This is a genomic window from Modestobacter sp. SYSU DS0875 (genome assembly GCF_054050915.1).
The window spans coordinates 1-21,015 of record NZ_JBJHAH010000038.1 but is presented as its reverse complement, the minus strand read 5'-3'; the positions used below and the strand labels follow the sequence as shown (position 1 = coordinate 21,015).

Here is a 21,015-nt window from a genome sequence, read left to right as displayed (position 1 = left end):
TGTTTGTGCAGGTCAGGCAGGGGCACAGCTCGTCCGGCGACGCAGCCCTGCGTTGCGCGACGATCGGAGCCCCATGAAGGCAGTGACCTGGCACGGCAAGCACGACGTCCGGGTGGACACCGTGGACGACCCCTTCGTCCAGCAGCCCACCGACGCGGTCATCCGGGTCACCACGACCAACATCTGCGGCTCGGACCTGCACCTGTACGACCCGCTCGGCCCGTTCATGGGCGCCGGCGACGTGCTCGGCCACGAGGCGATGGGCCAGGTCGTGGAGGTGGGCTCGGAGGTCGGCGACCTGAAGGTGGGCGACCGGGTCTCCGTCCCGTTCCAGATCTCCTGCGGGCACTGCTGGATGTGCGACCAGGGCCTCTACACCCAGTGCGAGACCACCCAGGTGCGCGACCAGGGCATGGGGGCGGCGCTGTTCGGCTTCTCCAAGCTCTACGGCCAGGTGCCGGGTGGGCAGGCGGAGTACCTGCGCATCCCGCAGGCGCAGTTCACCCACGTCAAGCTGCCCGAGGGCCCGCCCGACGACCGGTTCGCCTACCTCTCCGACATCCTGCCCACCGCCTGGCAGGGCGTCGCCTACGCCCAGGTGCCCGAGGGAGGCACGCTCGTCGTCCTGGGGCTCGGGCCGGTCGGGGACTTCGCCTGCCGGATCGCCCAGCACAAGGGGTACCGGGTCATCGGCGTGGACCTGGTGCCCGAGCGGCTGGCCCGGGTCGCGGCCCGGGGGATCGAGGTGGTCGACCTCCGCGAGCACGAGGACGACCTCGGCGACGCCATCCGCGACATGACCGGCGGGCGCGGGCCGGACTCGGTGCTCGACGCGGTCGGCATGGAGGCGCACGGTTCGCCGGCCACCGGGTTCGTGCAGAAGGCGGCCGGGCTGCTCCCCGACGCGGTGGCCGCCCCCGTCCAGAAGACGGCCGGCGTCGACCGGCTGAACGCGCTGTACTCCGCGATCGACATCGTGCGCCGCGGCGGCACCATCTCGTTGTCCGGTGTGTACGGCGGCGCGGCCGACCCGATGCCGATGATCACGCTGTTCGACAAGCAGATCGCCCTGCACATGGGCCAGTGCAACGTGAAGCGCTGGATCCCGGAGATCATGCCGTTGCTCACCGACGCCGACCCGCTCGGCGTGGACACCTTCGCCACCCACCGGCTGCCGCTGTCGCAGGCCCCCGAGGCCTACCGGGCGTTCCAGGAGAAGGCCGACGGCTTCGTCAAGGTGCAGCTCAAGCCGGAACTCTGACGCCGCTGGGCGGGTCACCTGTGCGGGTGGGGTGGTGCGGGGGGATGCTCGGGTGTCCCGATCCGGCGACCGAAGAGGCTGCATGAGGTGGAGGCGGGGTGCGCCGGAGGTGGCGACCGCCCGGCTGGCCGGCCCCGTCATCGGGCTGCTCTACGCGCTCGGTGGCCTGGTCGTGCTGGCGGTTGTCGTGCTGCCCGGAGGTGCGGACCGGTCGGCGTCCCCGGTGATGACCGCGATCGGGCCGGGGGCGGTGCTCGCCGGTGTGGCGCTGATCCGGTGGGGCCGGTCGCTGCCGCGCCCGGCGCTCCCCGTCGCCGTCCTGGTGGGCACCGCGCTGATCACCGCCGTGGTCGCCGTCGCGCCGGGCACCAACGCCGCGATGGCGCTGGCCGGGATCTACTCCTTCGTCGCGGTCGCCGCCTTCTTCCTGTTCGCCCCGTTGGTGGCGCTGGCCTACCTGCTCCTCGCGATGACCGCCTGCGCCGTCGTCCTCTCCGCCCGCGGGCTGCCGCCGGGGTCGGTGGTCGCGGTCGCGCTGGAGACGGCGACCATCGCCCTGGTGGTGGCCGTGCTGGTGCGGCAGGCCTCGTGGGCCAGCGTCGACGCGCTCACCGGGCTGGCCAACCGCCGCGGGTTCGACGACGCGCTGGACGAGGCGCTGCGGGTCGCCGTCCGGTCGGGGGAGGAGTTCTCCGTGGCGCTGGCCGACCTCGACGACTTCAAGACCGTCAACGACGAGCAGGGCCACGCCGCCGGCGACGAGCTGCTGTGCACCGTGGCCGACAGCTGGGTGCCGCTGCTGCCGCGGGGCGCCGTGCTGGCCCGGCACGGTGGCGACGAGTTCGCCCTGCTGCTGCCCGCGTGCACCGGCCCGGCGGCGTTGCGGTTCGTGGAGCGGCTCCGGGCGGAGAGCACCCGCGTCCCGCTGTCGGTCGGCGTCGCCGAGCACCGGGCCGGGGAGCAGGCGTCGCACGTGATGCGCCGCGCGGACGCCGCGCTCTACCGGGCCAAGGAGGCCGGCCGCGGCCGCAGCGAGCTCGACCGCTGACGCCCCGGGATCAGGAGGCCTGATCGTGCGTGCTCCTGGCTCACGTCAGGAGCTGAGCCAGGAGCACGCACGGTGAGCCAGGACCCCCGTGGCTCAGCCGCGGGCGCGGAGCACGTCCTCGTAGACCGCGAGGGTCTGCGCGGCGATCGCCGGCCAGCCGAACTCGGCGAGCACCCGTTCCCGGCCGGCGGCGCCCATCGCCGCCGCGCGGTCGGGGGCGGCCAGCAGCTCGGCCATCCGCGCCGCCAGCCCGGCGGCGAACTCGGCCGGGCGCTCGGCGTCGTAGGGCACCAGCAGCCCGGTGCGGCCGTCGTCGACCACTTCCGGGATGCCGCCGACGGCGCTGGCCACGACCGCGGTGCCGCAGGCGGCGGCCTCCAGGTTCACGATGCCCAGCGGCTCGTAGACCGAGGGGACGACGAAGACCGTCGCCCCGGTGATCAGCGGCACCAGCTGCTCGCGCGGCACCATCTGCTCGATCCACACCACGCCGCTGCGTCGTCGCTGCAGCTCGGCGACGGCATCGGCGACCTGCTGCCGTTCGGCCGGGGTGTCCGGCGCGCCGGCGCAGAGCACCAGCCCGGCCTCGGGCGGCAGCTGCTCGGCCGCGGCCAGCAGGTGCATCAGCCCCTTCTGCCGGGTGATCCGGCCGACGAACAGCGCGTACGGCCGGTCCGGGTCGACCCCGAGCGAGCGGACGACGTCGGGCGCCACGACCGGCCGGTAGGCCTGTGCGTCGACCCCGTTGCCCACGACGACGACCTTCGCCGGGTCGAGGTCGGGGTAGACGTCGAGCACGTCGGCCCGCATGCCTCGGCTGACCGCGATGACCGCGTCGGCGGAGTCGTAGGCGGTGCGCTCCACCCAGGAGGACAGCCGGTAGCCCCCGCCGAGCTGGTCGGCCTTCCACGGCCGCCGCGGCTCCAGCGAGTGGGCCGTGACCACGTGGGCGCTGCCGTGCACCAGCTGCGCCAGGTGCCCGGCGTGGTTGGCGTACCAGGTGTGCGAGTGCACCAGTTCGGCGTCGGCGAGCGCGGCGGCGATCTCCACGTCGGTGCCGACGGCCTGCAGCGCGCCGTTGGCCGACGTCAGGCCGGCCGGCACCCCGTGGCCGGTGGCGTCCGCGCGCGGGCCACCGAAGCAGTGGACGTCGAGTTCCGGTCCCTGCTCGAGCCCGCGGAGCGCGGCGACGAGGTGCTCGACGTGCACCCCGGCCCCTCCGTAGACGTCCGGCGGCCATTCCCGGGTGATCACTCCGACGCGCACGCAGCTCACCCTAGGTGGTGAGCGACCCCGCAGATGGGGCGAACTCCCGGAGGAGCCGTTACGGTCCGTCCATGCGTGGCGGTCCTCGGGTTCTCGGCATCGTGCTGGCAGGTGGTGAGGGGAAGCGGCTCGCCCCGCTGACCCAGGACCGGGCGAAGCCTGCGGTGCCCTTCGGGGGCAACTACCGGCTCATCGACTTCGTGCTGTCCAACCTGGTGAACGCCGACATCCGGCGGATCGCGGTGCTCACCCAGTACAAGAGCCACTCGCTGGACCGGCACATCACCACGGTGTGGCGGATGTCGACGCTGCTGGGCAGCTACATCACCCCGGTGCCGGCGCAGCAGCGGCTGGGCCCGCGCTGGTACACCGGCAGCGCCGACGCGATCTACCAGAGCCTCAACCTGATCTACGACGACCGGCCCGAGATCGTCGTCGTCTTCGGTGCCGACCACGTGTACCGGATGGACCCGGCGCAGATGATCGACCAGCACCTGGCCACCGGCGCCGGCGTGACCGTCGCGGGCCTGCGGGTGCCCCGCCAGGAGGCGACCGCCTTCGGTGTCATCGACGCCGACGAGAACGGCAAGGTGCGCCAGTTCCTGGAGAAGCCGGCCGACCCGCCCGGGATGCCCGGCAGCCCGGAGGAGACCTTCGCCTCGATGGGCAACTACGTGTTCACCACCGACGCGCTGCTCGAGGCGCTGCGGGTCGATGCCGCCGACGAGAACTCGGTGCACGACATGGGCGGGTCGATAATGCCGATGATGGCCGACGCCGGGGACGCCTACGTGTACGACTTCAGCAGCAACGTCGTGCCCGGGGAGACCGAGCGCGACCACGGCTACTGGCGCGACGTGGGGACGCTGGACGCCTACTACGACTCGCACATGGACCTGGTGTCGGTCAGCCCGATCTTCAACCTCTACAACGAGCGCTGGCCGATCTACACCCTCCCGCCGATGCTGCCGCCGGCGAAGTTCGTGCTCGGCGGCCGCGCGGAGGAGTCGATGGTCAGTGCCGGGGTGATCATCGACGGCGGCTCGGTGCACGGCTCGGTGGTCTCCCCGGGCGTGCGGCTCGAGCGCGGCTCGCGCGTCGAGGGCAGCGTGCTGATGGACGGCGTGCACATCGGCGAGGGCGCCGTGGTGCGCCGGGCGATCCTGGACAAGAACGTCGTCGTCCCGCCCGGGGCGCGGATCGGCGTCGACCTGGACCGTGACCGCGAGCGCTACCACGTGAGCGCCGGCGGGATCACCGTGCTGGGCAAGGGCGCCCGCGCCATCGGTTGAACGACCCCCGCGCCCCCGGACCCTCGCTCCGCTCACGCCGGGACCCTGCACGGGGCCGTTCCAGCACGTCACCCTCGAACGTGACCCTGCTGCTGGACGACGGCGCGCAGCGGCGCTTCGACCGGTTGCGGGCGGCGCACTCCCCGGCCCACCGCAACGACCTCGGCGCGCACGTGACGCTGGTCCACGCGCTGCCGGGCGAGCGGCTCGCCGAGGTGCGCCGGGAGCTGGCCGACGCGGCTGCGCGCCCGGCCTCCGACGTCCGGGTCGCCGGGGTGCGGATGCTCGGCCGCGGCGTCGCCTACGACCTGGCGGCCTCGGAGCTGGCCGCCCTCACGGCCGGCTGACCGCGGCGTTCGACGAGGTGCTCACCCGGCAGGAGCGGCAGCCGCTGGAGGCGCACGTCACCGTGCAGGACGAGGTCGAGCCGTCGATCGCCCGCGCACTGCACGCGCAACTGGCGGCGGCGTTCGCGCCCGAGGCGGTCCGCGCCCGCGGCCTGGGCCTGTGGCACCACCGCGGCGGCCCCTGGGAACCGGACTCCGCGTTCCCCTTCAGGGCCGGTGGCTGAGTGCGCCGTCGCGGTACCGGTCCAGCAGGAGGCGGGCCAGCTGCTGGGGGTCGTCGCTGGACGACGCCAGCACGTGCCGGGTGGCGATGTCCGCCCGCGTGAACTCGGCGTGCATGTGCGCGGCCGCCCCGGGATCGGTGAAGCCGTGGCCGGCGCGGCCGGCCACCCGGGCCAGGCAGGTGGCCAGGGACGGCAGGAGCACGGCGTAGTGCAGCTGCGGCAGGCCCGCCGCGTCGGCGAACGCCGGCAGCAGCCACGGGCCGAGGACGCCGTCGTAGACCACCGGGCAGCCCCCCGCGACGAGGGTGCCGACCGCGGCGCCAGCGGCACGCAGCACCAGCTCGTTCTGGGCGCGCGCCTCCGGCAACCACGGATCGACGAACCCACGGCTCCAGAAGGCGAAGAAGGAGTCGCCCGGCACCAGGGCGGCGGTCTCGAACGCCGCGGCCACCAGCGGGGCGACCGTCGACTTCCCGGATCCCGGCGGCCCGGTGACCACCAGGAGGTCGGCCACGGCTCAGTCGCGCTTGGTGGCGATCAGCAGGCCGGCGCCGACGGGGAGGACGGCGCTGGTGAGCGTCTCGTCCTCGCGGACGGTGCGGGCCACCTCCCGCCAGGCGACGGTCTGCTCGTCGCGGGCGGCCCGGTCGGCGATCCGGCCGTCGGCGAGCAGCCCGTGGCAGACCAGCGAGCTCCCGCGGTGCAGCAGCCCGACGAGCCCGGGCAGCTGGCCGGACCACTCCAGCGGGGGGCCGGTGCAGACCACCAGGTCGTAGGCGCCGGGGGACAGCCGGGGGAGCACCTCGCCCGGCGTGCCGAAGATCAGCCGGGTGCGCCCCGGCGGCACCCCGGCGTCGGTGTAGGCCCGCCGCGCGGCGCGGACCTCGGCGGGGTCGGCGTCCAGCGCGGTGAGGACGCCGTCGCGGCGCATGCCCTGCAGCAGCCAGAGCCCGGCCACGCCACCGCCGCTGCCCAGCAGCACCACCGACCGGGCGTCGATCCCGGCCGCGAGCACGGCCAGCGTGGCGCCGACCGCGGGCTCGACCGGCACGGCGGTGCCGAACGCGAGCGCGGACGTCATCGCCCGGTGCCGGGCGGTGGCCACGGCGGGGGTCTCGGCTGCGTAGCCGTCGGCGTAGTCCGCGGGGCTGGTCGGGGACGCTCCGGGAGAGGGCGGTCCGCCGACGCTGGTCACCGCTCGAGGGTAGAGGCGGGAGGCGCGACCGCGCCTGGCCGGGGGCGCAACCTGTCAGCTGCCTGTGGGTCCGGCCGTCCGGGAACACCGCCGTGCGGTTCGGCCGTTGATCCGGTCGTGCGTCTCTCGCGTACCGCCCGCCCGTCCGCCGCCCCCGACCGGCCCACCCCCGCTGGGGAGGTGTCGGTGCCCGCCGTCTGCGATCCTGAGGGCGTGACCGCACCGGACGCCGCCAGCGGCGGCCCCCTGCCCGAGGGCGGTGTCCCCGCCGTCGACGGCTGGGTGGCGCCGACCTGGGAGCAGGTCGTCCGGGACCACTCGGCCCGCGTCTACCGGCTGGCCTACCGCCTCTCGGGCAACCAGCAGGACGCCGAGGACCTCACCCAGGAGACCTTCGTCCGGGTGTTCCGCTCGCTGGCGGACTTCTCCCCGGGCACCTTCGAGGGCTGGCTGCACCGGATCACCACCAACCTGTTCCTGGACATGGTGCGGCGCCGGCAGCGGATCCGCTTCGACGCGCTGCCCGAGGACACCGAGCGGCTGCCGGGTTCGGCGCCCTCCCCCGAGCAGGTCTACGCCGACACCCACCTCGACCCGCAGATCCAGGCGGCGCTGGACGCGCTGTCGCCGGAGTTCCGCGTGGCCGTCGTCCTGTGCGACATCGAGGGCCTGACCTACGAGGAGATCGCGGCGACGCTGGGCATCAAGCTCGGCACCGTGCGCTCCCGCATCCACCGCGGCCGCGTGCAGCTGCGCGAGGCGCTCGCCCACCTCGCCCCGAACCGTCCGGTGCCCGCCGAGGGGATCTCATGAGCATCCCCGAGAGCCACCTCGCCCAGGAGGCGATCGCCGCCCTCGTGGACGGCGAGCTGTCCGGTGGGGCCGCCGGCCGCGCCGCCCGGCACCTGACCGGCTGCGTGCAGTGCCGGATGGCGGTGTCCGCGCAGCGCGAGGCGAAGACCGCCCTCCAGCGCGACCAGGACGTGGCCGTCCCCGGTGACCTGCTCTCCCGGCTGAACGCCATCCCGTTCACCGCCGAGGTGAGCGGTCTCGGCGGCGGTGGTCTGAGTGCGGGCGGCGGAGGGCTGACCGCCACCGGGGCGGGCGGCTCCTGGGCGATCCCGCTGACCCCGAGCAGCCCGCCGGACCGCTCCGGGTCGGCCCGGTGGCTGCGCCGCGGCATGACCGGCGCGCTGGCCGGGCTCGGCGTCGGCGTCGCGGTGCTCGCCGCGGGGCTGCCCGCCGCCGACGACCCGCCCCGCCAGGTGCCCCCGCCGGGGTCGCTCGCCGGGGAGGTCCGCGACGTGGTGCCCACCGAGCGCACCGACGTCGTCCCGCCCGTCGTCCGCACCCTCACCGTCGGCTCGGCCGCCTCGCTGCCTCCCGGCGGGACGCCCTGACCGAGAGCTCCGGCGGTCCCGACCGGCCCGGTGCCGGCGGTGCGCCGCACGTCCCCGCCGCCGACCGGTCCGAGGAGCGCGCCGCCTACGCGCGCCCGGAGGGCACCGCCGGGGCGTTCGCCGACGACCACCCCCGGTTGGCCCCCACCCCGACCGGCGCCCCACCGCCGCCCCCGGCGCAGCAGGCCGCTTTCGGTCGGCCGGTCGAGGTGACCGGCTCGTTCGCCGGTGACCGCCCGCAGGCCCCGCCACCCCCGGCCCCGCCCCCGCCGCCGGAGGCCGTGCTGCGGGCCTTCGCGCCGCGCGGTGGCGACCGTGGGCTCGGTGAGCCGCCCGGCGGCCGACCCGGTCCCCGCCGCACCGCGGCCGGCCCGTTCTGGAAGCGGGACGCGGAGAGCGATCCGTGGCGCGACCCGCACGCCCCAGCCGGCCTCGGTGCCCCCGCCGTCTACCCCGCCGAGGTCGACCAGCCCGGCCCGCTGGTGGTCGACGCCCAGGGCCGGCGCAAGGTGCGGCTGCGTGACCTGTCGGTGCGGCTCACCGTGCTGGCGCTGCTCGGCCTGCTCCTGGTCGGCATGGTCGGCGGTACCACCGCCTGGTGGCTGGGCCGGAGCGTCGACGAGCAGCCGCTGCTGTCCCCGGACACCCAGCTCTCCCAGGTCTCACCCGGCGTCAGCCGGGAGCCCGGGTCGATCTCCGACATCGCCGCCCGGGTGATCCCGGCGGTGGTGTCGGTCGAGGTCCGGCTGGCCAACGCGGGGGCCACCGGCTCCGGCGTGGTCGTCGACGCCGACGAGGGCTACATCGTCACCAACAACCACGTGGTCTCCGGCGCCGCCGACGTCGACGACGCGGAGATCCGCGCGGTGTTCAGCGACGGCAGCGGGTCACCGGCCCGGATCGTCGGCCGCGACCCGGCCAGCGACCTCGCCGTCCTCAAGGTGGAGAAGCCCGGCCTGGTCGCCGCGGCGCTGGGCAGCTCCGACGAGGTCGTCGTCGGCGACGCGGTGGTCGCGATCGGCTCCCCGCTGGGACTGGCCGGCACGGTGACCAGCGGCATCGTCAGCGCGCTGGACCGTCCGGTCCGGCTGTCCGGTGAGGGCAGCGACACCAACGCGGTCATCAGCGCCGTGCAGACCGACGCCCCGATCAACCCGGGCAACTCCGGCGGCGCGCTGGTCGACGCCAGCGGCGCGGTGATCGGCATCAACACCGCGATCGCCTCCGTCGGGGGCAACGGCACCACCGGCGGGTCGATCGGCCTGGGCTTCGCCATCCCGATGGACACCGTGCGCGACATCGCCGAGCAGCTGATCAGCACCGGGTCGGCGGTGCACGCCACGCTCGGGGTGAACGCCCGATCGGTCACCGACGGCACCCGCGACGGTGCGCTCGTGGTGAACGTCGAGCCGGGCGGTCCCGCCGCCGAGGCAGGCATCGAGGAGCAGGACGTCGTCATCGCCGTGGACGGCGAGCCGGTGGGCAGCTCCGAGGAGCTCGTCGTCGCCGTCGACGCCCACGAGCCCGGCGACACGGTCACCGTCGAGGTGGTCCGCGGCGGCAGCTCGCGGGAGCTGCAGGCCACACTCGCCGCGGCCTGACGAAGGCCCCCGCCACTCGGGAACTCGCGGCGGGCCCCTGCGAGGGGGCCGGACACCGATCGTTCAGGCGGCGCTCGACTGGCTGACAGCTGGCGCACCTACGCTGGACACGGCCGCGGCGCGCGGTCGGTCAGCGAGGAGGAACGGTGTTCGACTCGATCGGCTGGGGCGAGATCATCGTCCTGGCGCTGGCCGCACTGTTCATCTTCGGCCCCGACCGGCTGCCCGGGCTGGCCAAGGACGCGGCCAGCGGGCTGAAGAAGGCCCGTTCGGCGCTCACCGGGATGCGCGGCCAGCTGCACGACAGCCTGGGCGACGACTTCGACTCCCTGCGCGACATCGACCTGCGCCAGTACCACCCCAAGACGTTCATCCGGCAGCAACTGCTCGCCGACGACGACGAGCCCGTCGCGCAGCGGGGGAGCCCAACCGGCAGCACCGGGCTGGCCGCCGCCGCGGCGGCCGGCGCCGCCCGCCCCTCGCAGGCCGGCCGCAGCCGGGACTCCTCCGTCCCGCCGCCGTTCGACTCCGACGCCACCTGACGCCACCCGCGGGCCTGGACACATCGACCCTCGATGGGCACACTGCACGCGCAGACACATCGAATGTCGATAACCGGGGACGCCGTGGCGGAACGGACCGCCTATGCGGGGCCGCGTCTGATCGGGTTCCTGAGCACCGTGCTGGCGGTCGTCGGGATCGTCGCCGCGGTGGCCGGGCCGGTCTACGCGATCAACGGCGCGACGCAGGCGCCGGCGACCGTCCGGGTGCCGGTGCAGCTCGAGGACGCCGGTCCCACGTCCCCTGACGGGCGTCTCCCGCTGCCGATGGGCGGCCTGCCCGACACCGCGCAGGTCTCCGTGCTCAACACCGGCGACCAGCTGCAGCTCGCCGCCTGGGACTCCACGGTCCCCGAGCAGCTGCTGTCCCGCGGGGACGCCGCCGTCACCGGGCTGGGGATCGGCGTGGTCGCCTGGCTGCTGCGACCGTTGCTCGCGTCGGTGGCGTCCGGGCGCCCGTTCGGCACGGGGAACGCCCGGCGGCTCGGCGCCCTGGCGGTGGTCGTGCCGGTGGCGGGGTACGTCGGGCCGCTGCTCCCGCAGGTCGGCGCGCTCCTCGTCCTCGACCGGCTGGGGCTCACCGACCCCGGGTCACCGTTCGTCCTCGGGCTGGAGTTCTCGTTCGGCCCACTGCTGGTCGCCCTGCTGCTGCTGGTCCTGGCCGAGGCGTTCCGGCAGGGGGAGCGGCTGGACCGGGACGTCGCGGGGTTGGTGTGAGCCCGGTCGACGCCGACGGGCACCGGGTGGTCTGCCACCTCGACGAGCTGCTCGCCGATCGTGGGCTCACCCTCACCGAGCTGGCGGAGCGGGTGGGGGTGACGGTGGTGAACCTGTCGGTGCTGAAGAACGACCGCGCCCGGGCGATCCGCTTCTCCACGCTCACCGCCATCTGCGATGCGCTGGACTGTCAGCCCGGCGACGTCCTCGGCGTTGCACCCGTTCGCTGAATGCGAGAGGCCCGGTCCCCCCGCGGGGGGACCGGGCCTCTCGATGTCGGTGCGGTCGCTCGGGTCAGCGGTTGACGGGGGTGAGCCCCAGTGACATCCCCGACAGGCCGCGGGAACGGGCGGTGAGCCCGTCGGCGATCGCGGTCAGCGCCTGCGCCGCGGGGGCGTCGGGCTCGGCCAGCACGATCGGGGCACCGGCGTCGCCGGCCTCGCGCAGCCGGGTGTCCAGCGGCACCTGACCCAGCAGCGGCACCCGCGCACCGAGGGTCTTGGTGAGCGCGTCGGAGACCGCCTCGCCACCCCCGGAGCCGAACACCTCCATGCGGGAGCCGTCGGGCAGCTCCAGCCAGGACATGTTCTCGATGACGCCGACCACCTGCTGGTGGGTCTGCGTGGCGATCGCACCGGCGCGCTCGGCCACCTCGGCGGCGGCCTGCTGCGGCGTGGTCACCACGAGGATCTCGGCGTTGGGCAGCAGCTGGGCGATGGAGATCGCGACGTCACCGGTGCCGGGCGGCAGGTCGAGCAGCAGGACGTCGAGGTCGCCCCACCACACGTCGGCGAGGAACTGCTGCAGCGCGCGGTGCAGCATCGGGCCGCGCCACACCACGGGGGTGTTGCCCGGGGTGAACATGCCGATCGAGATGACCTTCACGCCCAGCGCCTGCGGCGGCATGATCATGTTGTCGACCTGGGTGGGCTTGTCGTCGACGCCCAGCATGCGCGGCACCGAGTGGCCGTAGATGTCGGCGTCGACGACGCCGACCGACAGGCCCTTCTTCGCCATCGCGGCGGCCAGGTTGACCGTGACGCTGGACTTGCCCACCCCGCCCTTGCCGGAGGCGACCGCGTAGACGCGGGTCAGCGAGCCGGGCTGGGCGAAGGGGATGACCGGGTCGGCGGCGTCGGTGCCGCGCACGGTCTTGCGCAGCTCGGCGCGCTGCTCGTCGCTCATCACGTCCAGGCCGACCTGGACGGCGGTGACGCCGGGGACGGCGCCGACGGCCTGGGTGACCCGGCTGGTGATGGTCTCGCGCATCGGGCAGCCGGCCACGGTCAGGTAGACCTCGACGCGCACCGCGCCCGGGTCGCCCCCGACGCCGATCTGCACGTCCTTGACCATGCCGAGCTCGGGCAGCGGACGGTTGATCTCCGGGTCCTGGACGGTCGCGAGGGCCGCGTTCACGGCGTCGAGCGCCGGCGAGCCGGTCAGCGTGTCGGACATGCGGGGTGAGTCTCCTTCGACGGGGAGCCCACGGGTGCCGGGCCCCGACCTGCGGGAACCCACGCGCGGGCGGTCTCCACTGTACGGCGGCTCGGAAGGCCACCCGGGCGGCGGAGGTGTGACCCGGGGAACCCCCCGGCGGTCACTAGGGTGCGCTGCGTGCCCCGCTCCGCCCGGTCCGCGACCCTGCGGGACGCCGTCGGGCTGGGCGCCGCCGTCGGGCTCTACGGAGTGGCGTTCGGCGCCGCGGCGGCCGGCGCGGGGCTGGACACCTGGCAGGCGCTGACCATGTCCGCGCTGATGTTCACCGGTGCCTCGCAGTTCGCGCTCGTCGGCGTCGTGGGCGCCGGCGGGGGAGCGTTCGCCGCCGTCGGCAGCGCCCTGCTGCTCGGCACCCGCAACACCGTCTACGGCGTGCGGCTGGCGCCGCTGCTCGCGCCCCGTGGGTTGTGGCGGCGGGCCGGCGCGGCGCACTGGGTGATCGACGAGACGACGGCGATGGCGGTCGCCGCCCCCGACCGGGAGCTGGGCCGGCTGGCCTTCTGGACCACCGGGGCCACCCTCTACTTCGGCTGGAACCTGACCACGGTGGTCGGCTCGATGGGTGCTGCCGCCCTGGGGGGCGCCGCGCAGGCGGCGCTGGACTCGATCGTCCCGGCCGCCTTCCTCGCGCTGCTGTGGCCGCGGCTGCGGAGCAGTGCACGCGAGCCGTGGGTGCAGCGCCGGGTCGCCCTGGCCGGGGCGGTGGTGGCCCTGGCGCTCACCCCGGTCGTGCCCGTGGGTGCGCAGGTGGTGCTGGCGGTGGTCGCGGTGGCGCTGGTCGGCCGGCCGCGCCAGACGCGCGAGGCGACGGCGTGAGCAGCGGAACGCTCTGGACGGTCGTGCTGGTCGCCTCGGTCGGCTGTTACCTGCTCAAGCTCGCCGGGCTGTCGGTGCCCGCGGCCTGGGTGGAGCGCCCCTGGGTGACCCGGATCGTCGAGTTCGTGCCGGCCGCGCTGCTCGCCGCGCTGGTCGCGGTGCAGGCGGCGACGTCGGGCTCGGCGCTGGTGCTCGACGGGCGGCTGGTCGGGCTGGCCGTGGCCGCACTGGCGCTGGCCCTGCGGGCGCCGTTCATCGTGGTCCTGGTGCTCGCCGGTGCCGCCGGAGCCCTGGTGCACGTGCTCACGGGGTGAGGAGGACCGTCACCCGGTGGTGGCCCAGGGGGATGTCGGGTGCGCAGTTCCGATCGCGTCGGCGAGCCAGGTCCGCTGCTCCCGGGCCAGCCGGGGGAGCACCCGGCACCGGTCGGCCTCGTCCTTCCCGCCGGGGCGGGCTGCCTTGAACAGCAGCTGGACGTGCGGCTGCACGCAGCGGAGGCCGTCCACGAACCAGGTCGCGTCGGCGAACGGAAGCCGTACCCGGTCGTCACGCCGGTAGATCCAGGTGTCCGCATCGACCGGCTCGAGGTTGACCTGCAGCAACCACGGACCGCGCGCGTCCCGACGGCACCACAGCGAGTGGATGCTCCCGTCCAGGGGCACCTCTCCGACCTCGTCGATCCGCCCGTCCTGAACCGGGCAGAGCTGCAGGTGCCTGCCGAGCCGGGCGGCCAGCGCCGGCCAGTCGACACGGGCGACGCTGACGTCGATGTCGCCGTGCTCCCGGGTGACCTCACCGAGGAAGAGGTCGAGCGCCACTCCTCCGGACAGCCACCAGCGGCCGTCGGCGCCTGCGAGCAGACCGGTCAGCTCAGCGACGGTCAGGGGTGCCCAGCGGTCGCGCTCGGGGTCGTGGCGGCGCACCGGGTCAGCATGGCCCCCACCCGGCGCGGCTGTCGCCCGGCCGCGGCGCGCCCCGGCACCATCGCGGGGTGACGATGACGGTGACCCGCACGGAGCCGTCGCGGCTGCTGGGCTGCGCGGGGCTGGGGCTGCTGGCCGGTGTCCTGGCCAAGGCCGGCGACGAGTCGAGCTGGCGGTGGGCCGCCGACCTGGGCACCTACCCGGCGGCCTGGGTGCTCGGGGTGGCGCTGATCGGCTGGCTGGCGCCCTCGGTGCGGGCCGCGGCCGTCCGGGCCGGGGTCTTCTTCGCCGCGATGACCGTCGCCTACTACGCCTGGGCGGCCCTGGTGCTGGACTTCGGCTGGTCGCCGCGGCTGCTCATCGCCTGGCTCGTGCTCTCGGCCACCGCCGTCCCCGCCACCGGCGCCGTGGTGCGCTGGGCCACCCGCCGGTCCGGCTGGCTGCCGGGGGCGCTGCTCGGGGTCCCCGCCGGGCTGGTGCTCGGCAGCGGAGCGGCCCGCCAGCTCTGGCTGACCTGGGTGCAGCCGGACCTCGTGCTGCCCGGCCGGCCGGTGCAGGTGGCCGCGGAGCTGGTCACCGCCCTGGTGCTGGTGGCCGTGCTCCCCGCCGGCCACCGCACGCGGGCGTGGGCGGCCGTGCTCGCGGTGCCGGCGCTGCTCGTGGCGACCGACGTGCTCGACCTGCTGCACCGGGTGGTGTGAGGTGGCGGGCGTGCTCGTCGTGGTCGGTGGCCTGCCCGGGGTGGGCAAGACGACGGTCGCCCGGTCGGTCGCGGCGGCCCTGCCCGCCGCGCACCTGCGGATCGACGCGTTCGAGGTGGCGCTGGTCCGGCAGCAGCTGGTCGCCGGGCCGGACGACGTCAGCGCGCACGGCTACGCCCTGGCGCTGGCCGCCGCCGACACCTGCCTGACCGCCGGCACCGACGTCGTCGTCGACGCGGTCTTCGACGTCGCCGCAGCCCGCCGGCCGTTCCGGGAGCTGGCCGCCCGGCACGGCGCACCCGTGCGCTGGCTGCGGCTGATCTGCACCGACCGGGTCGAGCACCGCAGGCGGATCGAGGAGCGCACCGCCGACCTGCCCGGGCACACCGTGCCGACGTGGGCGCAGGTGCGGGCCCGGCGGCTCGACCAGTGGCACGAGCGGCACACCGTCGTCGACACGGCCGGCGGCGACCCGGTCGCCACCGTGCTCGCCGCCGTCCGGGGCTGAGCTCAGCCGACCGGGTCGGCGTTCGCCTCGCGGCGCTTCTTGTCCTTCTTCTTCCGCTCCCGGTCGTCGCCCTCGTCGGGCACCAGGCGGTTCAGCTCGCCGCGGATGAAGTCGCGGGTGGCCAGCTCACCGATCGACACCCGCAGCGAGGCCAGCTCACGGGCCAGGTACTCGGTGTCGGCGCGGTTCTGCACGGCGCGCGCCCGGTCCTCCTCGGCCTGCACCCGGTCACGGTCGGCCTGCCGGTTCTGCGCCAGCAGGATCAGCGGCGCGGCGTAGGCGGCCTGGGTGGAGAACGCCAGGTTCAGCAGGATGAACGGGTACGGGTCCCAGCGCAGGCTCACCGCGGTCACGTTCAGCACGATCCAGACGATCACGATGATCGTCTGGACGGCGAGGAACCGGCCGGTGCCCAGGAACCGGGCGATGCCCTCGGCGAACTTGCCGACCGCATCGGGGTCCAGCCGCAGGAAGCTGCCCAGGGTGCGCGCGCCGCGCGGCTGGTCCAGGCGCAGGTCGGCCCGGCGGTCGGCGGACTCAGCCACGACGGGACCGCTCGCGCCAGTCCTCGGGCAGCAGGTGGTCCAGGACGTCGTCGACGCTGACCGCACCGACCAGGTGGCCCTGCGCGTCGACCACCGGTGCGGCCACCAGGTTGTAGGTGGCGAAGTACCGGGTGACCTCGGCCAGGGGCGCCTCCGGGCGCAGCGGGTCCATGTCGTCGAGCACGCCACTGACCAGCGAGGACGGTGGTTCGCGCAGCAACCGCTGGATGTGCGCCAGGCCCAGGTACCGGCCGGTGGGGGTGGCCGACGGCGGCCGGCAGACGTAGACCTGGCTGGCCAGCGCCGGGCTGAGCTCCCGCACCCGCACCCGGGCGAGCGCCTCGGCGACCGTGGCGTCGGGGGAGAGGATGACCGGCTCGCTGGTCATGATGCCGCCGGCGGTGTCCTCGGAATACTTCAGCAGCTGCCGGACCGGCTCGGCCTCGTCGGGCGCCATCAGCTCCAGCAGCCGGTCGCGGTCGACGTTGGAGAGCTCGGCGAGCAGGTCGGCGGCGTCGTCGGGGTCCATCTCCTCCAGGACGTCGGCAGCCCGGCCCTCGTGGAGGGTGCCCAGGATGGTGATCTGCTCGGACTCGGGCAGCTCTCCGAGCACGTCGGCCAGCCGCTGGTCGTCCATCGCCTCGGCCACCTCGTGCCGCCGCTTGATCGGCAGGTCCTGCAGCGCGTGCGCGACGTCGGCGGCGTTGAGCTCGCGGTAGGTGGCGATGAGGGTCTCCGCGCTCTGCCCGGTCTCCGGCAGCGACAGCCCGCCGACCTCGTCCCAGGCGAGTTGCTGCAGCTGACCGCGGCGGCCCAGCCGGCCGGGCTCCTGCACCGCCAGCCGGGACACCACCCAGTCGCCGGTGCGGGTCTGCTCGATCGCGGCGTCGACGACGGTCGCCGGGCGACCGGACTCGTCGATCGTGACCCGCCGGTCCAGCAGCTCGCCGAGCACCAGGGTCTCCCCGGCCCGCTGCTCGAAGCGCTTGAGGTTGACGGTGCCGGAGGCGAGGGTCACCGAGGAGGCGTCCAGCCCGGTGACCCGGCCCATCGGGCAGAAGATCCGGCGCCGGGCGACGACCTCGACGATCAGCCCGAGCACCCGCGGGGCGGCGCTGCCCACCCGCAGCGCGACCAGCACGTCGCGCACCTTGCCGACCCGGTCGCCGTTGGGGTCGAAGACGGTCAACCCGGCGATCCGGGAGACGTACGCCCTCGTCACCGTCGTCACGGGGGGGAGGCTACCGTCGCGCGGGTGAGCACCCCGGCACCTGATCGGCTGGCCTACGAGGTGGTCGACGTGTTCGCCCCCCGCGCCTACGCGGGCAACCCGCTCGCCGTCGTCTTCGACGCCGACGCGCTGACCACCGAGCAGTGCCAGGCGCTGGCCTTCGAGTTCCACCTGTCGGAGACGTCGTTCCTGTGCGCCCCCACGCCGGGGTCGGGCGCCGACTACCGGGTGCGGATCTTCACCCCGTTCGCCGAGCTCCCCTTCGCCGGGCACCCCAGCGTCGGCGCCGCGCACACGCTGGTGCGCACCGGCCGGCTCCCGGCCGGGCGGCTGCGGCAGGAGTGCGCCGTGGGCGTGCTCGGCCTGACGGTCGACGAGGAGGGCGCCACCCTGGGCGGCGGCGAGCCCACGCTCACCGACGCCCCGGACCCGGCGGCGGTCGCCGTCGCGCTCGGGCTGACCGCCGACGACCTCGCCGGCCTGCCCGCGCACGTCGCCGGCTGCGGGCTGCCCTTCACCTACCTGGCGGTGCGGCCCGGCGCGGTCGACCGGGCCCGGCCCGACCAGGGCGCGCTCGACCGGCTGGGCGTCGGCGAGGGCATCTCGGTGCTCAGCTGGGACGCCGGCTCCGCGACCGCCTACGCCCGGGTCTTCGCCGGCGACCTGCGCTGGGGCGAGGACCCGGCCACCGGCTCGGCCGCGCTCGGCGCCGGGGTGTGGCTCGCCGCCGCCGGGCTGGTGCCGACCGAGGGGACGGCGCGGTACACGATCCGCCAGGGCGAGCAGCTGGGCCGCCCGTCGGTGCTCGAGTGCACGGTCACCACCGCCGGTGGCCGGGCCACCGCGGCCACCGTCTCCGGCGCCGTCGTCCCGGTCGCGGCCGGCACCATCCGGGTCCCCGCATGAGCTCCGCCGCGCCGGCGGTACCGGCGTGGGCGGTCACCCGGCCCGGCGGGCGGGACGCCGCGCTGATGGCGGTCGCGGTGGTCGGCATCTCCTTCTCCGGGCCGCTGACCGCGCTGGTGGCCACCTCGTTCCTGGCGATCGCGTTCTGGCGCAACGCCGCGGGCGCGGTGCTGCTGGTGCCGCTGCTCGTGCGCGACCGCGGGGCGCTGGCCGGGCTGGGGGTGCGCCAGCTGGGCAGCTCGGTGGTCGCCGGGCTGTTCCTCGCCGCACACTTTGCCGCCTGGCTGCCCAGCCTGTCGATGACCACGGTCGCCGCCTCGACCGCGCTGGTCACCACCACGCCGATCTGGACGGCGCTGGCCGCCCGGGTCTCCGGCGTCCACCTGCCCCCGCAGGTGTGGTGGGGGCTGGGCCTGGCGGTGTTCGGCGCGGCGCTGATCGCCGGGGTCGACGTCACCGTCTCCTGGACGGCGCTGGCCGGCGACGGGCTGGCGCTGCTCGGCGCGATCTGCGCCGGCGGGTACATGCTCGCCGGCGCTCGGGCCCGGACCCGGTTGACCACCTCGGCCTACGCCGTCGCCTGCTACTCCACCTGCGCGCTGGCCCTCGCCGTCGCCGCGCTGGTCGCCGGTGTGCCGTTGGTGGGGTTCAGCGCCCGCGACTGGTGGCTGATCGTCGCGATCACCGTCTGCGCGCAGCTGTTCGGGCACACGATCCTCAACGGGGTGCTCTCCACGGTCGGCCCGACGGTGGTCGGCCTGGCGATCCTGCTGGAGGTGCCCGGCGCGCTGCTGGTCGCGCTGGTGCTGCTGCAGCAGGCGCCGCCGCTGCTCGCGCTGCCGGGGATGCTCGCCGTCGTCGTCGGGGTCGCCCTGGTGGTGCGGGCCGGCCGCCCGGCGACGGTGACCGAACCGGTCACCTGAGAGAGGTGGCAGGACCCCGGCCTCCTCGTCCCTCGCAGGCTCGGGCGGCCGCAGGCTCATCACCGCCGCTACTGTCCGGTCCCGACATCGTCGTCGGCAGGAAGGAGGCGCCGTGGCCGAGCTGCGCTCCCGTCGTTCCAACCTGGCTGTCCCCGGCAGCAACCCCCGGTTCCTGGAGAAGGCCAAGGGGCTGCCCGCCGACCAGGTCTTCCTGGACCTGGAGGACGCCTGCGCGCCGCTGGCCAAGCCCGGCGCCCGCAGGAACGTCGTCGCCGCGCTGAACGAGGGCGGCTGGGGCGAGAAGACCCGCGTCGTCCGGGTCAACGACTGGACGACGGAGTGGACCTACCGCGACGTCATCGAGGTGGTCGAGGGCGCCGGGGCGAACCTGGACTGCCTGATGCTGCCCAAGGTCGTCGACGCCGCGCAGGTCCGGGCGCTGGACCTGCTGCTCACCCAGGTCGAGAAGGCCAACGGCCTGCCCGTGGGGCGGATCGGCATCGAGGCGCAGATCGAGGACGCGCGGGGCCTGCGCGCCGTCGACGACATCGCTGCGGCCAGCCCCCGCATCGAGACGCTCGTCCTCGGCCCGGCCGACCTGATGGCCAGCCTCAACATGAAGACCCTGGCGGTCGGCGCGCTGCACCCGGGCTACCCGGGCGACCCGTTCCACGCCGTGCTGATGACGATCCTGGTGGCCGCGCGCGCCGCCGGGGTGCAGGCCATCGACGGGCCGTTCCTGCAGGTGCGCGACGTCGACGGGTTCCGCGAGGTGGCCAGGCGCTCGGCGGTGCTCGGCTTCGACGGCAAGTGGGTGCTGCACCCCGGCCAGATCGAGGCCGCCAACGAGGTCTACGCCCCCTCGCAGGAGGACTACGACCACGCCGAGCTGATCCTCGACGCCTACGACTGGCACACCTCCGCCGCCGGCGGCGCGAAGGGCTCGGCGATGCTCGGCGAGGAGATGATCGACGAGGCCAGCCGGAAGATGGCGCTGGTGATCGCCGGCAAGGGCCGCGCGGCGGGGCTCACCCGGACGTCGTCCTTCACCCCGCCGGACAGCTGAGTCCGGGGACGCTGTCCCCGGCCGCACCCCTTCTCCGCCGACAGTCGTGGTCTGCCCACTCCGGGTGGGCAGACCACGACTGTCGGCGGAGGGCCTCAGCCGCCGATCGCCCCGGCCGGCAGCGCGGCCATCCGCGCGGCGATCGCCCGACCTGCCGCCGCGGTGATCGTCGGGTCCTCACCGATCAGCACCGACAGCACCTGGCCGGTGGCCTGCGCGAGGACGACCTGGGTCGTGCCGTCGGGGAGCCGGTACTGGAAGACGACGCTGGTGGGGGCCAGGCCCTCGGCGCTCGGGCCGGGCTCGAAGGTGTACTGCTCCTCCGGGCAGCGGCTGAAGGCCTGCACCAGCTCCTGCACGGCGGCCCCGGCGGCGGCCGGCGAGGCGTAGGCGATCGCCTCCGAGGACAGCCGCGGCGTGCCCGCCCCGTCGAGCCCGACCACCGGCTGTTTCGACGTCCGGTGCGCCTCGGAGGCGAAGGTCTGGCCGCAGATGCCGGTCAGGCTCGGGTTCTCCGCGAGGTCTGCCCCGGCCGGCAGCGGGTTGGCCTGCACCGTCCAGCCGGCGGGGAGGTCGGTGGCCCGGAGGGCGACGGCGACCGCGGCCTGGGCCGGGTCCTGCGCCGCGGCCGGGTCGGCCGCGGCGGCGGCAGCGGCCGCGTTCCCCGCGGCGGTCGGCTCGGCGGTTCCCCGGCTCACGGCATCGGCCGGCTCGTCCGGCGCCGAGCTGCACCCGCTCAGCGCGAGCGCGCCGGTGGCCAGCGCGGCGATCACGGCACGGCGGAGGGTCACCGCTGCGACGGTAACCCCTGCCTGCCCCCGCCGACCGGCTTCGACCGCCGCCGGCGACCCGCCCCCGGCACGGTCGTGGGGGGGGGGGGGGGGGGGGGGGGGGGGGGGGGGGGGGGGGGGGGGGGGGGGGGGGGGGGGGGGGGGGGGGGGGGGGGGGGGGGGGGGGGGGGGGGGGGGGGGGGGGGGGGGGGGGGGGG

Annotated in this window: 26 protein-coding genes; 18 read left to right on the top strand and 8 right to left on the bottom strand. The window is 75.4% G+C overall.

Features of this window, described 5'->3' with window-relative positions:
- Nucleotides 1–73 precede the first annotated feature (73 nt).
- Nucleotides 74–1,261, top strand: a complete 1,188-nt coding sequence (locus tag ACI79Y_RS17780) for a zinc-dependent alcohol dehydrogenase (RefSeq protein WP_457159764.1) — start codon at nucleotides 74–76, stop codon at nucleotides 1,259–1,261.
- Between the two features lie 82 nt (nucleotides 1,262–1,343).
- Nucleotides 1,344–2,309, top strand: coding sequence for a GGDEF domain-containing protein (locus ACI79Y_RS17775; RefSeq protein WP_457159763.1), 966 nt, complete (start codon nucleotides 1,344–1,346; stop codon nucleotides 2,307–2,309).
- A gap of 93 nt (nucleotides 2,310–2,402) precedes the next feature.
- Here ACI79Y_RS17775 and glgA read toward each other — a convergent pair whose 3' ends face one another.
- Entirely contained in the window at nucleotides 2,403–3,575 is a 1,173-nt protein-coding gene (gene glgA / locus ACI79Y_RS17770) for a glycogen synthase (RefSeq protein WP_457159762.1), read from the bottom strand.
- Nucleotides 3,576–3,646: 71 nt separating this feature from the next.
- On the opposite strand from glgA, the gene glgC reads away from it, so the two are divergent.
- The 3 genes from glgC to ACI79Y_RS17755 all read left to right on the top strand — a co-directional run bounded on the left by glgC (nucleotide 3,647) and on the right by ACI79Y_RS17755 (nucleotide 5,438).
- Nucleotides 3,647–4,867, top strand: a complete 1,221-nt coding sequence (gene glgC, locus ACI79Y_RS17765) for a glucose-1-phosphate adenylyltransferase (RefSeq protein ID WP_457159761.1) — start codon at nucleotides 3,647–3,649, stop codon at nucleotides 4,865–4,867.
- A gap of 80 nt (nucleotides 4,868–4,947) precedes the next feature.
- On the top strand, nucleotides 4,948–5,214 hold the full coding sequence (locus ACI79Y_RS17760) for a 2'-5' RNA ligase family protein (protein WP_457159760.1): 267 nt from the start codon (nucleotides 4,948–4,950) through the stop codon (nucleotides 5,212–5,214).
- A gap of 17 nt (nucleotides 5,215–5,231) precedes the next feature.
- Complete coding sequence (locus tag ACI79Y_RS17755; protein ID WP_457159759.1) at nucleotides 5,232–5,438, top strand: hypothetical protein; 207 nt, start codon at nucleotides 5,232–5,234, stop codon at nucleotides 5,436–5,438.
- Here the strand turns inward: ACI79Y_RS17755 and ACI79Y_RS17750 are convergent.
- Together ACI79Y_RS17750 and ACI79Y_RS17745 are read right to left on the bottom strand one after the other, a co-directional pair.
- Nucleotides 5,422–5,952 carry a hypothetical protein gene (locus tag ACI79Y_RS17750; protein WP_457159758.1) on the bottom strand — a complete coding sequence of 177 codons (531 nt, stop codon included), beginning with the start codon at nucleotides 5,950–5,952 and terminating at the stop codon, nucleotides 5,422–5,424. The two genes, ACI79Y_RS17755 and ACI79Y_RS17750, sit on opposite strands and share 17 nt — an antisense overlap.
- A gap of 3 nt (nucleotides 5,953–5,955) precedes the next feature.
- Nucleotides 5,956–6,633, bottom strand: coding sequence for an O-methyltransferase (locus ACI79Y_RS17745; RefSeq protein ID WP_457159757.1), 678 nt, complete (start codon nucleotides 6,631–6,633; stop codon nucleotides 5,956–5,958).
- Between the two features lie 213 nt (nucleotides 6,634–6,846).
- On the opposite strand from ACI79Y_RS17745, the gene sigE reads away from it, so the two are divergent.
- The 6 genes from sigE to ACI79Y_RS17715 all read left to right on the top strand — a co-directional run bounded on the left by sigE (nucleotide 6,847) and on the right by ACI79Y_RS17715 (nucleotide 11,141).
- Nucleotides 6,847–7,446 carry an RNA polymerase sigma factor SigE gene (gene sigE / locus ACI79Y_RS17740; protein WP_457159756.1) on the top strand — a complete coding sequence of 200 codons (600 nt, stop codon included), beginning with the start codon at nucleotides 6,847–6,849 and terminating at the stop codon, nucleotides 7,444–7,446.
- On the top strand, nucleotides 7,443–8,033 hold the full coding sequence (locus ACI79Y_RS17735) for an anti-sigma factor family protein (RefSeq protein ID WP_457159755.1): 591 nt from the start codon (nucleotides 7,443–7,445) through the stop codon (nucleotides 8,031–8,033). Before sigE ends, ACI79Y_RS17735 begins: the two co-directional genes overlap by 4 nt.
- Before the next feature lie 137 nt (nucleotides 8,034–8,170).
- Nucleotides 8,171–9,634, top strand: coding sequence for a S1C family serine protease (locus ACI79Y_RS17730; protein WP_457159754.1), 1,464 nt, complete (start codon nucleotides 8,171–8,173; stop codon nucleotides 9,632–9,634).
- A 146-nt stretch (nucleotides 9,635–9,780) separates the two neighbouring features.
- Nucleotides 9,781–10,176 carry a twin-arginine translocase TatA/TatE family subunit gene (locus ACI79Y_RS17725; RefSeq protein WP_457159753.1) on the top strand — a complete coding sequence of 132 codons (396 nt, stop codon included), beginning with the start codon at nucleotides 9,781–9,783 and terminating at the stop codon, nucleotides 10,174–10,176.
- Between the two features lie 63 nt (nucleotides 10,177–10,239).
- Nucleotides 10,240–10,911: a DUF2975 domain-containing protein gene (locus ACI79Y_RS17720; RefSeq protein ID WP_457159752.1), complete on the top strand. Its 672-nt coding sequence runs from the start codon at nucleotides 10,240–10,242 to the stop codon at nucleotides 10,909–10,911.
- Nucleotides 10,908–11,141, top strand: coding sequence for a helix-turn-helix domain-containing protein (locus tag ACI79Y_RS17715; protein WP_457077057.1), 234 nt, complete (start codon nucleotides 10,908–10,910; stop codon nucleotides 11,139–11,141). Before ACI79Y_RS17720 ends, ACI79Y_RS17715 begins: the two co-directional genes overlap by 4 nt.
- A gap of 64 nt (nucleotides 11,142–11,205) precedes the next feature.
- Here the strand turns inward: ACI79Y_RS17715 and ACI79Y_RS17710 are convergent, their stop codons facing one another.
- The gene (locus tag ACI79Y_RS17710) at nucleotides 11,206–12,366 is read right to left on the bottom strand and encodes an Mrp/NBP35 family ATP-binding protein (protein WP_457085182.1); all 1,161 of its coding nucleotides are present in this window, start codon (nucleotides 12,364–12,366) and stop codon (nucleotides 11,206–11,208) included.
- Between the two features lie 159 nt (nucleotides 12,367–12,525).
- Between ACI79Y_RS17710 and ACI79Y_RS17705 the strand changes: the two genes are divergently transcribed.
- The gene (locus ACI79Y_RS17705; RefSeq protein WP_457159751.1) at nucleotides 12,526–13,224 is read left to right on the top strand and encodes an AzlC family ABC transporter permease; all 699 of its coding nucleotides are present in this window, start codon (nucleotides 12,526–12,528) and stop codon (nucleotides 13,222–13,224) included.
- Nucleotides 13,221–13,538 (top strand): AzlD domain-containing protein, encoded by a 318-nt coding sequence (locus ACI79Y_RS17700; protein WP_457159750.1) that lies wholly within the window; start codon nucleotides 13,221–13,223, stop codon nucleotides 13,536–13,538. Before ACI79Y_RS17705 ends, ACI79Y_RS17700 begins: the two co-directional genes overlap by 4 nt.
- A 9-nt stretch (nucleotides 13,539–13,547) precedes the next feature.
- Here ACI79Y_RS17700 and ACI79Y_RS17695 read toward each other — a convergent pair whose 3' ends face one another.
- Complete coding sequence (locus ACI79Y_RS17695; RefSeq protein WP_457159749.1) at nucleotides 13,548–14,147, bottom strand: nucleotidyltransferase domain-containing protein; 600 nt, start codon at nucleotides 14,145–14,147, stop codon at nucleotides 13,548–13,550.
- A 74-nt stretch (nucleotides 14,148–14,221) separates the two neighbouring features.
- On the opposite strand from ACI79Y_RS17695, the gene ACI79Y_RS17690 reads away from it, so the two are divergent.
- Together ACI79Y_RS17690 and ACI79Y_RS17685 are read left to right on the top strand one after the other, a co-directional pair.
- Nucleotides 14,222–14,848, top strand: a complete 627-nt coding sequence (locus ACI79Y_RS17690; protein WP_457159779.1) for a DUF6518 family protein — start codon at nucleotides 14,222–14,224, stop codon at nucleotides 14,846–14,848.
- A gap of 10 nt (nucleotides 14,849–14,858) precedes the next feature.
- Entirely contained in the window at nucleotides 14,859–15,356 is a 498-nt protein-coding gene (locus ACI79Y_RS17685) for an AAA family ATPase (RefSeq protein WP_457159748.1), read from the top strand.
- A 2-nt stretch (nucleotides 15,357–15,358) separates the two neighbouring features.
- On the opposite strand, the gene ACI79Y_RS17680 is transcribed toward ACI79Y_RS17685, so the two are convergent.
- Entirely contained in the window at nucleotides 15,359–15,901 is a 543-nt protein-coding gene (locus ACI79Y_RS17680; RefSeq protein WP_457159747.1) for a DUF1003 domain-containing protein, read from the bottom strand.
- On the bottom strand, nucleotides 15,894–17,132 hold the full coding sequence (locus ACI79Y_RS17675) for a magnesium transporter MgtE N-terminal domain-containing protein (RefSeq protein ID WP_457085188.1): 1,239 nt from the start codon (nucleotides 17,130–17,132) through the stop codon (nucleotides 15,894–15,896). The genes ACI79Y_RS17680 and ACI79Y_RS17675 overlap by 8 nt, the downstream gene beginning before the upstream one ends.
- 24 nt (nucleotides 17,133–17,156) lie before the next feature.
- Between ACI79Y_RS17675 and ACI79Y_RS17670 the strand changes: the two genes are divergently transcribed.
- The 3 genes from ACI79Y_RS17670 to ACI79Y_RS17660 all read left to right on the top strand — a co-directional run bounded on the left by ACI79Y_RS17670 (nucleotide 17,157) and on the right by ACI79Y_RS17660 (nucleotide 20,027).
- Nucleotides 17,157–18,038, top strand: a complete 882-nt coding sequence (locus tag ACI79Y_RS17670) for a PhzF family phenazine biosynthesis protein (RefSeq protein WP_457159746.1) — start codon at nucleotides 17,157–17,159, stop codon at nucleotides 18,036–18,038.
- Nucleotides 18,035–18,961 carry a DMT family transporter gene (locus ACI79Y_RS17665; RefSeq protein ID WP_457159745.1) on the top strand — a complete coding sequence of 309 codons (927 nt, stop codon included), beginning with the start codon at nucleotides 18,035–18,037 and terminating at the stop codon, nucleotides 18,959–18,961. Before ACI79Y_RS17670 ends, ACI79Y_RS17665 begins: the two co-directional genes overlap by 4 nt.
- Before the next feature lie 112 nt (nucleotides 18,962–19,073).
- Nucleotides 19,074–20,027: an HpcH/HpaI aldolase/citrate lyase family protein gene (locus tag ACI79Y_RS17660; protein WP_457159744.1), complete on the top strand. Its 954-nt coding sequence runs from the start codon at nucleotides 19,074–19,076 to the stop codon at nucleotides 20,025–20,027.
- A 95-nt stretch (nucleotides 20,028–20,122) separates the two neighbouring features.
- Here ACI79Y_RS17660 and ACI79Y_RS17655 read toward each other — a convergent pair whose 3' ends face one another.
- Nucleotides 20,123–20,818 carry a hypothetical protein gene (locus ACI79Y_RS17655; RefSeq protein ID WP_457159743.1) on the bottom strand — a complete coding sequence of 232 codons (696 nt, stop codon included), beginning with the start codon at nucleotides 20,816–20,818 and terminating at the stop codon, nucleotides 20,123–20,125.
- Nucleotides 20,819–21,015 lie beyond the last annotated feature (197 nt).